Raw genomic sequence first — 15,435 nt, forward strand, 5'->3', positions numbered from 1 at the left:
TTGCTCCGAGGGCACGCTGCGAAGGGCCATCCCTGGCCCATCGCAGCTCTCGCGGCATCCATGCCGCTCAACCCTCTACACAACGATTCCACTCACCCTCCTGAAGGGGCCATTTGCGCGCCTGAAACTATGGGTTTAACTCGACGGGTCTGTCGTTCGCTGTTGCTCTTGCTAAAGCACTCCGAGCTATACCTGTGCGTAGGGCGTATCGGGACGCCGACCGCTCGGAAGCAGTACGCCGTTAGGGCAGGGGGTTACCTACCGTTCAGGCGCGCGCAGAGCCCGCCCAGGAGGGCGAACGGAGTCGTTGTGGAAGAGGTCGAGCGACAGGATGTCGCGAGAGCCACGGAGGGCCATGGATGGCCCATCGTGGCGGGCCTCTGGAACGGCGATGGAGTGAGCGAACCCTCGCGCAGCGAGGGCCGGATGACCGGGCGGACGGTTTTGGTTACTTTTGCCAAGACAAAAGTGACTCGCCTGGGAAGGCGAAACCAAAAACATCAGCAGAAACGCGGCAATCCGGAACAAACACCCGAACAACCAGCAAGCCAACACAAACTTGCCAGTCCAGTCTCAACCCAAAAAATTCGATACTCCATAAAAAACGCCCCGCATTGCGGGGCGTTCGTTTATCCGGCGTATGGCTCAGCGTGCATCAATCTGCTGCTGCAGATTCACCACCTGACTCTGCAAGGTACTGATATTGCGCGTGACCTGCGCACGGAAGGCATCGAACTCGGCGGTGTTCGGGCCAGCACTGGCAGCCGGGCGATTGTCCATCTCGCTGCGCAGCACCACCAGATCCTGCTCCAGGCTCTGGATCGCCTGGCTCGGGTTGCCCTGCTTCTTCAGCGCTTCGATATCGCTGCTCAGGCTCTTGATCCGCGCATCGAGCTTACCTACTTCGGCCTGCGCCGCCTTGGCATCGGCCAGGGTGGTTTTCAGGGTGCTCTGCTCGCTGCTCAGCGCCTGCAGGCGCTTGTCGAAGTCGGTACTGGCACCGATGCCGCTCTTGAGATCCGCGCCCAACTGTTCGACGCGCTTGTCCAGCGCGGCCTGGGCAGTGGCGCTCTGTTGCTGCTGCTTGGTCAGCTCGGCCACACGGTTCTCCAGTTGCTTGACCTGCAACTTGAGTGCCTCGCTGCCGGTGGTGACGTTCGACTCGGTGGCCACCACCTTGCCGGAGATGTCCTGAATGCGCCCGGCAGCTTCCTCGCTGATGCGCGCGAAGCTCTCCTGAGTTGCCACCAGGCGCTGCTCCATCAGGCCGATCTGCTGCAGGCTCCACCAGCCAAGGCCGGCCAGGGCGAAACTCAGCGCCCCGACCAGCGCCCACAGCGGGCCGGTACTGGCACCCTTGGCGGCGGGCACCTTGGCGCTGGCGGCGCGCATGGAGCGCGGCGCGGGTTCATCCATGGGTTCGGCGAATTCCTCACGGCGCTCAGGGGTCAGGCTGGGCAGATTGTCGAACTCATCGTTGGCGTCGTTGCGCATGATCGAACCTATGGTTGGAGCTGGGTAAGCGGAAATGCCGCGCAGTATACCGATTCGCCATCATCGCTTCAGCGTCGCGCCAAGCCGGTGCGCGGCGCACCGACGAAGGGCGCGACAGGGCCATCGACCCGCCGACAGCCCAGCAGTTCCGCAAAGTTTGAACTGGTACGCACTTTGCTTTTCCGTTGTCGTGAGGCGCCACGTAGATGTCGCTCATGAGCCAGCAGGCGGCTAACTGTTCTGCACCGCACGAAGATGCGTCTCCAGCCGCTGGATAGCAGGCTGGTTCGGTTACGGAGGGCGACGGACGCTCACTGCCGTGACCTTTCGAATACACGGGGGTAGTTGGCAATGGAACTGAACAAAGAGGTACTGGATTGCATGAAGGCATTGCGTCGCCGCCTGCGCGAAGAACAGGCCGTCGACATTCGCCTGAGCCAGCCTGACGCGATCACCGCGATGCTCGCCGGCAGCCTGCGCTCCAGCGACGAGCAAACCCGCCATCTTGGCCTGCGCCTGGCCGAGCTCTCGGAGCAGCCCCAACCCACCACCCCGTCCAGGCCGCAGCCCAGCGTCGAGCGAGCGACGGCCGAACCGGCCGGCTCGGTACGGATCTATCGCGGCCAGCGCATCTACGCCTGATCGCCCGTCTGCGCCTGCCACCAGGCGCAGAACTCATCCAGCGCATCCCATAGGCTCGCCTGCGGTTGATAGCCCAGGTACTCGCGGGCACGGCGGATATCCAGGGAGAAGTCGCGCGCCATCACCGCCACGCCCAGGCGAAACAGACTGGGCTCAGGCCTACCGGGCAGCACGCGGCAGATACCCTCGTTCAGCGCCGCCACGCCATAGGCCAGGCCGAATGGCAGGTGGCGGGTAACCGGTGGCAGGTCGAGGCGGCGCAGCACGTAGTTGACCACGTCCCACAGCGGCACCGGCTCGCCATTGCTGATGTTGTAGGGCTTGCCCAGCGCGGCACCCTCGGCCCTGAGCGCGCACAGCAGCGCAGCGTTGAGATTGTGCACGCTGGTGAAATCGACCTTGTTCAGGCCATTGCCGATGATCGACAGGCGCCCCTTGCGCTGCATGGCGATCAGCCGGGGGAAGATGCTGGTATCGCCCGCCCCGGTGACGAAACGCGGGCGCAGCGCCAGCACCTCCAGGCCTTCGCGCTGGGCGGCGAACACGCGCTGCTCGGCGAGGAATTTGGTGCGCCCGTAGTGATCGGAGAAGCGCCGGGGCAACTGGTCTTCACGCACACCGACATGGGCGCGCCCGTCGAAATAGATCGACGGCGACGACAGGTGCACCAGGCGTCGCACCTTCTGCCGTAGGCAGGCGTCGACGACATGTTCGGTGAGGGTGACGTTGCCTCGGTGAAAATGCGCATAGTCGCCCCACACCCCGACCGCGCCGGCGCAGTGCACCACGGCCTCGACACCCTCGCACAGCTGCTGCACCAGTTCGGCATCGGTCAGGTCGCCCTGGATGAACTCGGCGCCACGGCTGATCAGGTGCTGCACGCCCTCGGCGCGGCGCCCGTTGACGCGCACGTCCAGCCCCTGCTCCAGGGCGAAACGGGCGAAGCGCCCGCCGATGAAGCCGCTTGCTCCGGTGACCAGGATTTTCATTGCTCCCTCCATACCCTGCATCGTGTCGGCGAAATGTAGCAGCGTGGGCGCCGCTGCGCCCTGGCAGCGCGAGCCAGAACGCCGGCTGCAGAAGCCGGCACGCTCATCCCGACTGCACCAACGCCCCCGCTGCGGCGCGGCGCAGGTGCTCGGTCAGGCCGGCCAACAGTTCACCGCCGTTACGCCAGTGATGCCAGTACAGGGGCACGTCGATGGCGTGCCCCGGCAGCAACTCGACCAGAGCGCCACTGGCCAGCTCGCCGCGCACCTGCAACTCCGGCACCAGCCCCCAGCCCAGGCCGCTTTCGGCCAGACGCACGAAGCCTTCCGAGGAGGGGCACAGGTGGTAGGCAAAGCTGCCGGTAATGCCCAAACCCACCAGGTAACGGTGCTGCAATTGATCGTCCGGGCCAAAGACGATGGCCGGTAGACGCGCCAGGTCGGATGCTTGCCGCGTAGCGCCGAAATGCCGGGCGATGAAATCCGGGCTGGCTACCGCCAGATAGCGCATCGAGCCCAGCGCCAGGCTGCGAGCCCCCGCCACCGGACGCTCAGCCGCGCAGATGCAACCGGCCACTTCGCCAGCACGCATGCGCTTGAGGCCGACCTCCTGATCCTCCACCACCAGATCCATCAGCAGGCGCTGTTCGGCACAGAACTCGGCGACCGCAGCCGCCCACCAGGTGGCCAGGCTGTCGGCGTTGATGGCGATGCGCAGGCGCTCGGGCAAGGCCTGTTCATCCAGCCCCGGCACCTGGCCCTGCAGATCGCGCTCGAGCAGGCGCACCTGCTGCACGTGGTTGAGCAGGCGCCGACCGATCTCGGTGGGCGCTGGCGGCGTAGCACGCACCAGCACCGGCTGGCCGACCCGCGCCTCGAGCAGCTTGATGCGCTGCGACACCGCTGACTGCGACAAGCCCAGCACCTGCGCCGCCCGCTCGAAACCGGCCTGCTCCACCACCGCCGCCAGCGCGGCCAGAAGTTTGTAGTCGAACAATCGATTTTCCTAATGAGCAATCAGCAATATTGGTTTCTCTTATACATCCGCACGCAGCAGACTCGCCAGCATTCAGCCTCATCAGGAGCCCGCCATGCCCGGCGAAACCCATCTCGCACGCCTGCTGCAAAGCATGACGCCGCAACTCAACCCCGGTCAGTACGTGTTCTGCTGCTTGCCGGCCGAGCAGGACTGCAACGCCCTGCAGCCCATCGCCAGCCTGCGCGAGGGCGAAGGCCTGAGCCTGATCCTGGCGCGCGACACCGCCGATGCACACGGCCTGAGTTACGACTACGTCGCCGCCTGGATCACCCTGCAGGTGCATTCGTCGCTGGCTGCCGTGGGTTTGACCGCCGCCTTCTCCGCCGCCCTGGCGCAGGCCGGCATCAGTTGCAACGTGGTCGCCGGTTTCCACCACGACCATATTTTCGTCCCTATCGAGCGCGCCGAACGGGCGCTGTCCACCCTGCGCGCCCTGTCGGCAGCGTCTCTGCCGGAGACAGCCTGATGTGGCAGAGCTACAGCAACGGCCTGCTGGTCGCCATCGGCCTGATCATGGCCATCGGCGCGCAGAATGCCTTCGTCCTGGCGCAGAGCCTGCGCCGCGAACATCACCTGCCGGTGGCGGCGCTGTGCATCCTTTGCGATGCCATCCTGGTGGCGGCTGGCGTGTTCGGCCTGGCCAGCCTGCTGGCACAAAGCGCGACGCTACTGGCCATCGCCCGCTGGGGTGGCGCGGCGTTTCTGATCTGGTACGGCAGCCAGGCACTGCTGCGTGCCGCACGCCCGCAATCGTTACAGGCAGCCGGCAGTGAACCGCGATCATTACGCGCCGTGCTGCTGACGGCGCTGGCGGTCACCCTGCTCAACCCACACGTTTATCTGGATACCGTGCTGCTGATCGGCTCGCTCGGCGCTCAGCAAATCGAGCCTGGCGCCTATGCCGCAGGTGCCGCCAGCGCGTCTTTCCTCTGGTTCAGTACCCTGGCGCTCGGTGCGGCGTGGCTGGCGCCCTGGCTGGCCCGACCACTGACCTGGCGGCTGATCGATCTGGGCGTGGCGGTAATGATGTTCAGCGTGGCGGCGCAACTTGTTCTGGGCTCGCTGTAATCGCGCATAATGCGCCTGACTCATTACGTCAGGAGCAACAATGGACGCTCTGCATGCGATGCGCGTGTTCGTTCAGGTGGTCGAGCGCGGCAGCTTCACCGCGGCTGCGCAGGCGCTCGATCTCTCCACCGCCCAGGTGTCACGGCTGATCACCGACCTGGAGCAACACCTGCAAGCGCGCCTGTTGCAGCGCACCACGCGACGCCTGGCACTGACCGAAACCGGCGAGCGCTACCTGGAGCGCTGCCGACAGATTCTCGGCCAGATCGACGAAGCCGATGCCGAAGCACGTGGCGCCCATCAAACGCCCAGCGGACGCCTGCGCGTACACACCATGACCGGCCTCGGCCTGCAACACATCACCCCGTTGATCGCCCGCTATGCCGAGCGCTACCCGCAGGTGGTGATCGAACTAACCCTGGCGCAACGCACGCCGGATCTGCTCGAGGATGGCCACGACGTGACCATCGCCTTCGCGCAGGATCTGCCGGACTCGCAGCTGGTCGCCCAGCGCCTGGGCGCGATCCACAGTGTGATCTGCGCCGCGCCCAGCTACCTCGCCGAGTACGGCATACCCGAGCACCCGCAGGATCTGCAAAAGCATCGCCATCTGCGCCTCACCGACCCGCTGTATCGCGGCCAATGGGATTTCGGCGACGAGCAACTGGAAGCCCTGCCGGCCGAGTGCTTTCAGGTCAACGTAGCTGAAGCGCTGGTCAAGGCGGCGCAGGCGGGCATGGGTTTCTGCCTGCTGCCGTCGTTCGTCGCCAGCCAGCCGCTGCGCGAAGGGCGCCTGCTGCGCCTCCTGCCGCAGCGGCGCCTGCGCGCCCTGAATATCTACGCCATGTACCCGTCACGGCGCTTTCTCGATGCCAAGACGCGCACCTGGGTGGACTTCCTCAAGGAGGAACTGCCGCCCCTGCTGCACGGCGACGAAACCGTGCTGGAAAACCCTCAATGCTGGGCGACACCGCAAGCATTGTTGCGCCAAAGGTAACGGTGATTCACCCGGAACGCGCTTTTTCGGCAGTGTGCGCCTCTCTAGGATGACTTCGAACCCACGAAGAATCCGCCAGAGGATCGCATCATGAAAAACCTGTTCACTGCCACTGCCCTTTCCCTCGCCACCCTGCTCGGCGCCCAGGCCTGTTTTGCCGAAGAATCTGCCGCCTTCGTCGCGCAATCGCAGGCTCATCAGCATCTGCAGGAGAGCCCCGGCGCCGAACAGCAGGCGCAATCGACGCATTCGGACACCAACGACCAGCGCGGCTGAAAACCTTCACCTGGCGCTGGCCTCCCCCGCTCCTGGCCAACGCCCTTCGGGCCGGCATGCCGGCCCTCTTTAGTCACATCGGAGGTCATCATGCAACGTATCGCCTGCCTGCTCGCCCTCGGCTGCGCCGCCACCCTGGCTCATGCCGAAACTCCCGAGCACTATCACTACGGCATGCAACTGGATATCGCCCAGATCATCAGTCAGAGCCTGCCTCAGGGCTGCGACGTGGGAGAGGCTCGTATGGTCTACCTGGACTCCAAGGGCGAACAGCACACCCTCATCTATCAACGCCTCGGTGATGACTGCCGCGGCTGAGCCTGACCCACACACCTGCAGTCCGTCACCCCCGCCCCTCCGCCTCGCCATGGCGGTCTACCCTGAATCAAGGGCCAGCACCCTCGCACCGGTACAACCCGGGTTGCACCTAGCTCGAATCGACACCGTTCCAGCGCTGCCTAGCCCATGCAAACGCCCTACGCAACGCAGTTTGCAGGCTTGGCCAGCACCCTGTCGTTCGTCGCCCAGCATCCTTTATAGGTTGCACCTAGTTGCACCTTGCGTATTCTCGGGTTTACTCTCCCGCAGCTTTTTTGCTGGCCGCTGATTCGGGCCGTCGCAAGCGACGTCAAAAATTGCTCCGGCAGTTTTGTACCGTGCATAACTGACAAGTAGGACTCACCATGGCTACTACCACTCTTGGCGTAAAACTCGACGATGCCACCCGCGAACGCCTGAAACAGGCTGCCGCGCAAATCGACCGTACGCCGCACTGGATGATCAAGCAGGCGGTCTTCAATTATCTGGAGCAAGTCGAGAGTGGCCTGACGCCCGCCGAGCATGCCGGCCTGGCCGCTGCTGCCGGTGAAGAGGCGCTGGAGTCGCTGACCGAACAGGGTCTGCAGGTATTCCTCGATTTCGCCGAAAGCATCCTCCCGCAATCCGTCCTGCGCGCCGCCATCACCAGCGCCTATCGCCGCCCGGAAACCGAAGTGGTGCCGATGCTGCTGGAGCAGGCGCGCCTGAACCCACAGCAGGCCGAAGCCTCGCAGAAGCTGGCCCTGGGTATCGCCGAGAAGCTGCGCAACCAGAAGAACGCCAGCGGCCGTCAGGGCCTGGTGCAGGGCCTGCTGCAGGAGTTCTCGCTGTCGTCGCAGGAAGGCGTGGCGCTGATGTGCCTGGCCGAAGCCCTGCTGCGCATCCCCGACAAGGCCACCCGCGACGCGCTGATACGCGACAAGATCGCCAACGGCAACTGGAGCCAGCACCTCGGCCAGAGCCCGTCGATGTTCGTCAACGCGGCGAGCTGGGGGCTGCTGATCACCGGCAAGCTGGTATCGACCCACACCGAAGCCGGCATGACCTCGGCGCTCAACCGCATCATCGGCAAGAGCGGCGAGCCGGTGATCCGCAAGGGCGTGGACATGGCCATGCGCCTGATGGGCGAGCAGTTCGTCACCGGCGAAACCATAGCCGAAGCCCTGGCCAACGCCTCCACCCTGGAAGCCAAAGGCTTCCGCTACTCCTACGACATGCTCGGTGAAGCCGCGCTGACCGAGGAGGACGCCAAGCGTTACCTGGCCTCCTACGAGCAGGCGATCCATGCCATCGGCAAGGCCTCGCATGGTCGCGGCATCTACGAAGGCCCCGGCATCTCGATCAAGCTCTCCGCCCTGCACCCGCGCTACAGCCGCGCGCAGTACGAGCGCGTGATGGACGAGCTGTACCCGACCCTGCTGGGCCTGACCCAACTGGCCAAGCAGTACGACATCGGCCTCAACATCGACGCCGAGGAAGCCGACCGCCTGGAGCTGTCGCTGGATCTGCTCGAGCGCCTGTGCTTCGAGCCGAGCCTGGCCGGCTGGAACGGCATCGGTTTCGTCATCCAGGCCTACCAGAAGCGCTGCCCGTACGTGATCGACTACGTCATCGACCTGGCCAAGCGCAGCCGTCACCGCCTGATGATCCGCCTGGTGAAAGGCGCCTACTGGGACAGCGAGATCAAGCTGGCCCAGGTCAACGGCCTGGAAGGCTACCCGGTGTATACCCGCAAGCCGTACACCGACGTTTCCTACATCGCCTGCGCACGCAAACTGCTGGCCGCGCCGGAAGCCATCTACCCGCAGTTCGCCACCCACAACGCCCACTCGCTGTCGGCCATCTACCACCTGGCCGGACAGAACTACTACCCGGGCCAGTACGAGTTCCAGTGCCTGCACGGCATGGGTGAGCCGCTGTATGAGCAGGTGGTGGGCAAGATTGCCGATGGCAAGCTGAACCGCCCGTGCCGCATCTACGCACCGGTGGGCAGCCACGAAACCCTGCTGGCCTACCTGGTACGCCGCCTGCTGGAAAACGGCGCCAACACCAGCTTCGTCAACCGCATCGCCGACCACAGCATCTCGCTGAAAGACCTGGTGCTCGATCCAGTGCTGCAGGTCGAGCAGATGGCCGCACAGGAAGGCACCATCGGCCTGCCGCACCCGCGCATCGCGCTGCCGCGTGATTTGTATGGCAAGGAGCGGGTCAACTCGTCGGGCCTGGATCTGGCCAACGAACACCGCCTTGGCTCGCTGTCCTCGGCGCTGCTGTCGACCGCCAACCACAGCTATCTGGCCGAGCCGATGCTCGGTTGCGATGGCGCCAATCCGGGCGAGCCGGAGCCAGTGCGCAACCCGGCCGATCACCGCGACCTGGTCGGCCATGTGCGCGAAGCCAGCGTCAAGGACTTCGACAGCGCCATCCTCTGCGCCCTGTCCAGCGGCCAGATCTGGCAGTCCACTCTGCCGGCCGAGCGCGCTGCCGTGCTGGAACGCGCCGCCGACCTGATGGAAGCCGAGCTGCAGCAACTGATGGGCCTGCTGGTCCGCGAGTCCGGCAAAACCTTCGCCAACGCCATCGCCGAAGTGCGCGAGGCGGTGGACTTCCTGCGGTACTACGCGATCCAGGCACGCAGCTTCGGCAACGACAGCCACCGCCCGCTGGGCCCGGTGGTGTGCATCAGCCCGTGGAACTTCCCGCTGGCGATCTTCAGCGGTCAGGTGGCTGCCGCCCTGGCCGCCGGCAACACCGTACTGGCCAAACCGGCCGAGCAGACCCCGCTGATCGCCGCCCAGGCCGTGCGCATCCTGCGCGAGGCCGGCGTGCCGGCTGGCGCCGTGCAGTTGCTGCCGGGTCGTGGCGAAACCGTCGGTGCGCGCCTGGTGGGTGACGAGCGCGTGCGCGGGGTGATGTTCACTGGCTCCACTGAAGTCGCCGGCATCCTCCAGCGCAACATCGCCGGTCGCCTGGATGCCCAGGGCCGTACCATCCCGCTGATCGCCGAAACCGGCGGCCTCAACGCCATGATTGTCGACTCCTCGGCACTGACCGAGCAGGTGGTGATGGACGTGGTCGCCTCTGCCTTCGACAGCGCCGGCCAGCGCTGCTCGGCGCTGCGCGTACTGTGCGTGCAGGACGACGTGGCCGACCGCGTGCTGACCATGCTCAAGGGCGCCATGGCCGAATACAGCCTGGGCAACCCGGAGCGCCTGAACACCGACATCGGCCCGGTGATCGACGCCGAAGCCAAGGCCGGCATCGAAACCCACATCGCCAAGCTGCGCGAAAAAGGCCGCAAGGTCACCCAGTTGGCGCGCGTCAATGGCGAGGAGATCAAGCGCGGCACCTTCGTCGTGCCGACCCTGATCGAGCTGGACAGCTTCGACGAGATGAAGCGCGAGATCTTCGGCCCGGTGCTGCACGTGGTGCGCTACCAGCGCGCGGATCTGGGCAAGCTGCTGCAGCAGATCAATGACAGCGGCTACGGCCTGACCCTCGGCGTGCACACGCGCATCGACGAGACCATCGCCCAGGTGGTCGGCACCGCCAAGGTCGGCAACCTGTACGTCAACCGCAACATGGTCGGCGCCGTGGTCGGCGTGCAGCCGTTCGGCGGTGAAGGCCTGTCCGGCACCGGCCCGAAAGCTGGTGGCCCGCTGTACCTCTATCGCCTACTCTCGACTCGCCCACAGGAAGCCGTCGCCCAGTATCTGCAGCAGGCCGAGGTTCAGGCCCTGCCGGTTCCGACCGAGCTGGACAAGGTACGCGTCGCCTTCGCCGAATGGGCGGGCAAGCAGGAGCCGGCCATCGCCGCGCTGTTCGAGCAGTACCGCGTCCTGTCGCAGAGCTACAGCAGCCACACGCTGACCGGCCCGACCGGCGAGCGCAACAGCTACACCCTGCTGCCGCGTGAGCACGTGCTGAACCTGGCCGACGAGCGCGGTGATCTGCTGGCGCAACTGGCGGCCACCCTGGCCGTCGGCAGCCGGGCGATCTGGCTGGAAAGCCAGCGCGCGCTGTACAGCGAACTGCCGAAGGAGGTGCAGAAGCACATCCAACTGGTGGCCGACTGGAACAGCGTCGACGTGGAGCTGGACGCTATCCTGCATCACGGCGACTCCGACCAGTTGCGCGCAGTCAGCGAGCAGGCGGCGCAGCGCAAGGGCGCCATCGTCGGTGTGCACGGCCTGAACAAGGGCGAGACCGACATCCCGCTGGAACGCCTGCTGATCGAGCACGCGCTGAGCGTCAACACCGCTGCAGCCGGTGGTAACGCCAGTCTGATGACCATTGGTTAAACGCCAGGGTCATCAATAAGTCATGGCGTGGAAAGCTTGCTGAAAGCTTCCCACGCCATGCTGTACCCACATGACGCAACTGCCTGCAGGGGCTACCCGCCCAGTGTCATGTTCTTTCCTTCCGACCTTCGGGTCTGCGCCAGCCTATCCGGCCGGCGCGTCGAGCGGGGCCAACCGCCCCGCCCGCTCCCTTCCTATCGCAAAAAGCCACCATTGCGTCCCGAAAAATCAGGACTATGGTGTCCGTACTGACGTACCACTACGCCAGCCAGAGCTGCAGTCCTGATATTCGTCAGGTACTCGACAACGCTTACTACACGGATGTGCGTTGACGAATCCCGACTGTTGACTCATGTCAGGATGCAGTGCTCGCCAAACGCGCTCAATGCCTATGTCCCCTCGTGACACGGAGGTAATTGAGATGTCTGACTCGACGCAAAAACTCCGCCTCGGCGCGCTGATCGCGCTGGTCGTCGGCTCCATGGTCGGCGGCGGTATCTTCTCGCTACCGCAAAACATCGCGGCCAGCGCCAGTGCTGGCGCCACCCTGATCGGCTGGCTGATAACCGGGGTCGGCATGCTGACCCTGGCCTTCGTCTTCCAGACCCTGGCCAACCGCAAACCCGAACTCGACGGCGGCGTATACGCCTACGCCAAGGCCGGTTTCGGCGACTACATGGGCTTCTCCTCGGCCTGGGGCTACTGGATCAGCGCCTGGATCGGCAACGTCAGCTACATGGTGCTGCTGTTCTCCACATTGGGTTACTTCTTCCCGATCTTCGGTGAAGGCAACACCCTGCCGGCAGTGCTCGGCGCCTCGGTGCTGCTCTGGCTGCTGCACTTTCTGGTGCTGCGCGGGATCAAGGAAGCGGCCTTCATCAACACCGTGACCACCATCGCCAAGATGCTGCCGCTGGCGCTGTTCATCATCATCGCCGCCATCGCCTTCAAGCTGGACGTGTTCACTACGGACTTCTGGGGCGCTGGCAACCCCGAACTGGGCAGCGCGATGGATCAGGTCCGCAACATGATGCTGGTCACCGTCTGGGTGTTCATCGGCATCGAAGGCGCGAGCATCTTCTCCGCCCGCGCCGAAAAACGCAGCGATGTCGGCAAAGCCACGGTGATCGGTTTCGTCGGCGTGCTTCTGCTGCTGGTGCTGGTCAACGTGCTCAGCCAGGGCATTCTCGCCCAGGCGCAACTGGCCGGGCTGAAGAACCCGTCGATGGCCAGCGTGCTGGAGCAGGTGGTTGGCCCCTGGGGCGCGCAACTGATCTCCATCGGCCTGATCGTCTCGCTGGCCGGTGCACTGCTGTCCTGGACGCTGCTGTGCGCGGAGATTCTTTTCGCCAGCGCGCGCGACCACACCATGCCGGAGTTCCTGCGCAAGGAGAACACCAACCACGTCCCGGCCAATGCGCTGTGGCTGTCCAACGGGCTGATCCAGTTGTTCCTGATCATCACCCTGTTCAGCGCCTCCACCTACCTCAGCCTGCTGTACCTGGCCACCTCGATGATCCTGGTGCCGTACTTCTGGTCCAGCGCCTATGCGGTGCTGCTGGCGGTGCGCGGCGAAACCTACGAAAACGCGGCGGGCGAGCGCAACAAGGATCTGCTGATCGCGCTGGTTTCCACCCTCTACGCGGTCTGGCTGGTGTATGCCGCCGGTATCCAATACCTGCTGCTCTCCGCGCTGCTCTATGCCCCCGGCGCGATCCTCTTCGCCAAGGCCAAGCACGAACTGGGGCAAGCCATTTTCACCGGCATCGAAAAACTGATTTTCGCGGCCGTGTTGATAGGCGCCGCCATCGCGGCCTATGGGCTGTATGACGGTTTTCTGAGTCTCTAGGAGAAGGAGTTCTTTCATGAGCAAGAAACCCCTCGGCGTTCATTCCGAAGCCGGCAAACTGCACAAGGTAATGGTCTGTTCGCCGGGCCTGGCGCACCTGCGCCTGACCCCCGCCAACTGCGACGAATTGCTGTTCGACGATGTGATCTGGGTATCCCAGGCCAAGCGCGACCACTTCGACTTCATGACCAAGATGCGCGAGCGCGGCATCGAGGTGGTGGAGATGCACAACCTGCTGGAAGAAACCGTCAGCAAACCCGAAGCATTGAAGTGGATCCTCGACCGCAAGATCACCGCCAACAGCGTCGGCCTCGGCCTGCTGACGGAAGTACGCGATTTCGTCGAATCCCTGGAGCCACGGCGCATCGCCGAATTCCTTATCGGCGGCGTGTCCGGCGCCGACCTGGCCAAGCACAAGGACTCCGAGGCGGCGAAGATGTTCAACGCCTACCTGGGCGAAGCCAGCTTCATCTTCCCGCCGCTGCCCAACACCCAGTTCACCCGCGACACCACCTGCTGGATCTACGGCGGCGTCACCCTCAACCCCATGCATTGGCCGGCGCGCCGTCAGGAAACCCTGCTGGCCAGCGCCATCTACAAATTCCACCCGGACTTCGCCGAGGAACCCTTCGAGATCTGGTACGGCGACCCGGATCAGGATCACGGCTCGGCCTCGCTGGAAGGCGGCGACGTCATGCCCATCGGTAACGGCACCGTGCTGATCGGCATGGGCGAACGCACCTCGCACCAGGCCATTGGCCAGGTCGCCCGCGCGCTGTTCGCCAAGGGCGCGGCAGACAAGGTCGTCGTCGCCGGCCTCGATCGCTCCCGTGCGGCCATGCACCTGGACACGGTGTTCAGCTTCTGCGACCGCGATCTGGTGACCATCTTCCCGGAAGTCGCCAACAGCATCGTGCCCTTCACCCTGCGCCCGGACGAAAGCCGCCCCGGCGGCATCGACGTGCGTCGTGAAGACAAACCCTTCGTCGAGGTGGTCGCCGAATCTCTCGGCCTCAAGCAGCTGCGCGTGGTGGAAACCGGCGGCGATGCCTACGAGGCCGAGCGCGAGCAATGGGATGACGGCAATAACGTGGTCTGCCTGGAGCCCGGCGTGGTCATCGGCTACGACCGCAACACCTACACCAACACCCTGCTGCGCAAGGCTGGCGTCGAGGTCATCACCATCAGCGCCAGCGAACTGGGACGCGGCCGCGGCGGTGGCCACTGCATGACCTGCCCGATCATCCGCGACCCCATCGATTACTGACCCCGCCAACCCCGGCGGCCATCCGCTGCCGGGGTGCTTCGACGGCCCACAAGGAGAGAGAACCATGGCGCTCAACATGCACAACCGCCACCTGCTCAGCCTGATGCACCACAGCACACGCGAGCTGCGCTACCTGCTCGACCTGTCGCGCGACCTCAAGCGCGCCAAGTACACCGGCACCGAGCAGCAGCACCTCAAGCGCAAGAACATCGCGCTGATCTTCGAAAAAACCTCCACCCGCACCCGCTGCGCCTTCGAGGTAGCCGCCTACGATCAGGGCGCCAACGTCACCTACATCGACCCCAACTCCTCGCAGATCGGCCACAAGGAATCGATGAAAGACACCGCCCGCGTGCTCGGGCGCATGTACGACGCCATCGAGTATCGTGGCTTCAAGCAGGAGATCGTCGAGGAACTGGCCACCTACGCCGGCGTACCGGTGTTCAATGGCCTGACCGACGAATATCACCCGACACAGATGCTCGCCGACGTACTGACCATGCGCGAGCACAGCGACAAGCCGTTGCACGACATCGCCTACGCCTACCTCGGTGACGCACGCAACAACATGGGCAACTCGCTGCTGCTGATTGGCGCCAAGCTCGGCATGGACGTGCGTATCGCCGCGCCCAAGGCGCTCTGGCCGAGCGACGAACACGTCGCCGCGTGCAAGCAATTCGCGGAGGAAAGCGGTGCATGCATCCTGCTCACTGAAGACCCTAAGGCAGCCGTCAAGGGCGTGGATTTCGTCCACACCGACGTCTGGGTATCCATGGGCGAGCCGGTGGAAGCCTGGGGCGAGCGTATCCAGGAACTGCTGCCCTACCAGGTCAACGCCGAGATCATGAAGGCCGCCGGCAACCCACGGGTGAAATTCATGCACTGCCTGCCCGCCTTCCATAACAGCGAAACCAAGGTCGGCAAGCAGATCGCGGAAAAGTACCCGCACCTGGCCAATGGCATCGAGGTCACCGAAGACGTCTTCGAGTCGCCCTGGAACATCGCCTTCGAGCAAGCGGAGAACCGCATGCACACCATCAAGGCGATTCTGGTGGCCACTCTGGCTGATATTTAGGTTCACGTAGGGCTTGTCTCCCCTCTCCCATTAATGGGAGAGGGGCCGGGGGAGAGGGTCTGGCCGGCGATGCTGAGCCCAGACCACGCCCCGGACTCAATCCGAACGCCAAGGAGAACA

Annotated in this window: 13 protein-coding genes; 10 read left to right on the forward strand and 3 right to left on the reverse strand. The window is 64.7% G+C overall.

The window, feature by feature from the left end; all coding sequences use genetic code 11:
- Nucleotides 1-645: 645 nt before the first annotated feature.
- Nucleotides 646-1,494 (reverse strand): ATPase, encoded by an 849-nt coding sequence (locus tag VC352_RS17730; RefSeq protein ID WP_322980847.1) that lies wholly within the window; start codon nt 1,492-1,494, stop codon nt 646-648.
- A 351-nt stretch (nt 1,495-1,845) separates the two neighbouring features.
- Here VC352_RS17730 and VC352_RS17735 point away from each other — a divergent pair, with 351 nt between their 5' ends.
- Entirely contained in the window at nt 1,846-2,136 is a 291-nt protein-coding gene (locus tag VC352_RS17735; RefSeq protein ID WP_322980848.1) for a hypothetical protein, read from the forward strand.
- Here the strand turns inward: VC352_RS17735 and VC352_RS17740 are convergent.
- Nucleotides 2,127-3,125 carry an NAD-dependent epimerase/dehydratase family protein gene (locus VC352_RS17740; RefSeq protein WP_322980849.1) on the reverse strand — a complete coding sequence of 333 codons (999 nt, stop codon included), beginning with the start codon at nt 3,123-3,125 and terminating at the stop codon, nt 2,127-2,129. The two genes, VC352_RS17735 and VC352_RS17740, sit on opposite strands and share 10 nt — an antisense overlap.
- A 103-nt stretch (nt 3,126-3,228) precedes the next feature.
- The gene (locus tag VC352_RS17745; protein ID WP_322980850.1) at nt 3,229-4,122 is read right to left on the reverse strand and encodes a LysR family transcriptional regulator ArgP; all 894 of its coding nucleotides are present in this window, start codon (nt 4,120-4,122) and stop codon (nt 3,229-3,231) included.
- A gap of 94 nt (nt 4,123-4,216) precedes the next feature.
- Here VC352_RS17745 and VC352_RS17750 point away from each other — a divergent pair, with 94 nt between their 5' ends.
- From VC352_RS17750 to VC352_RS17790, 9 genes are all read left to right on the forward strand, one after another.
- Complete coding sequence (locus VC352_RS17750) at nt 4,217-4,630, forward strand: ACT domain-containing protein (protein WP_322980851.1); 414 nt, start codon at nt 4,217-4,219, stop codon at nt 4,628-4,630.
- Nucleotides 4,630-5,232, forward strand: coding sequence for a LysE/ArgO family amino acid transporter (locus tag VC352_RS17755; protein ID WP_322980852.1), 603 nt, complete (start codon nt 4,630-4,632; stop codon nt 5,230-5,232). The genes VC352_RS17750 and VC352_RS17755 overlap by 1 nt, the downstream gene beginning before the upstream one ends.
- A gap of 40 nt (nt 5,233-5,272) precedes the next feature.
- Nucleotides 5,273-6,229 carry a LysR family transcriptional regulator gene (locus tag VC352_RS17760; protein WP_322980853.1) on the forward strand — a complete coding sequence of 319 codons (957 nt, stop codon included), beginning with the start codon at nt 5,273-5,275 and terminating at the stop codon, nt 6,227-6,229.
- 90 nt (nt 6,230-6,319) lie between these two features.
- A complete protein-coding gene (locus tag VC352_RS17765) occupies nt 6,320-6,505 on the forward strand; it encodes a hypothetical protein (RefSeq protein WP_322980854.1) in 186 nt (61 codons plus the stop codon).
- Between the two features lie 90 nt (nt 6,506-6,595).
- Nucleotides 6,596-6,823, forward strand: a complete 228-nt coding sequence (locus VC352_RS17770; RefSeq protein ID WP_322980855.1) for a DUF2790 domain-containing protein — start codon at nt 6,596-6,598, stop codon at nt 6,821-6,823.
- A 365-nt stretch (nt 6,824-7,188) separates the two neighbouring features.
- Nucleotides 7,189-11,124 (forward strand): trifunctional transcriptional regulator/proline dehydrogenase/L-glutamate gamma-semialdehyde dehydrogenase, encoded by a 3,936-nt coding sequence (gene putA / locus VC352_RS17775; protein ID WP_322980856.1) that lies wholly within the window; start codon nt 7,189-7,191, stop codon nt 11,122-11,124.
- 421 nt (nt 11,125-11,545) lie between these two features.
- A complete protein-coding gene (gene arcD, locus VC352_RS17780) occupies nt 11,546-12,973 on the forward strand; it encodes an arginine-ornithine antiporter (protein WP_322980857.1) in 1,428 nt (475 codons plus the stop codon).
- A 16-nt stretch (nt 12,974-12,989) separates the two neighbouring features.
- Complete coding sequence (gene arcA / locus VC352_RS17785; RefSeq protein WP_322980858.1) at nt 12,990-14,240, forward strand: arginine deiminase; 1,251 nt, start codon at nt 12,990-12,992, stop codon at nt 14,238-14,240.
- A 64-nt stretch (nt 14,241-14,304) separates the two neighbouring features.
- Nucleotides 14,305-15,315, forward strand: a complete 1,011-nt coding sequence (locus tag VC352_RS17790) for an ornithine carbamoyltransferase (protein ID WP_322980859.1) — start codon at nt 14,305-14,307, stop codon at nt 15,313-15,315.
- Nucleotides 15,316-15,435 lie beyond the last annotated feature (120 nt).

Origin of the sequence: Pseudomonas sp. C11 (assembly GCF_034683865.1) — a bacterium.
GTDB lineage: Bacteria > Pseudomonadota > Gammaproteobacteria > Pseudomonadales > Pseudomonadaceae > Aquipseudomonas.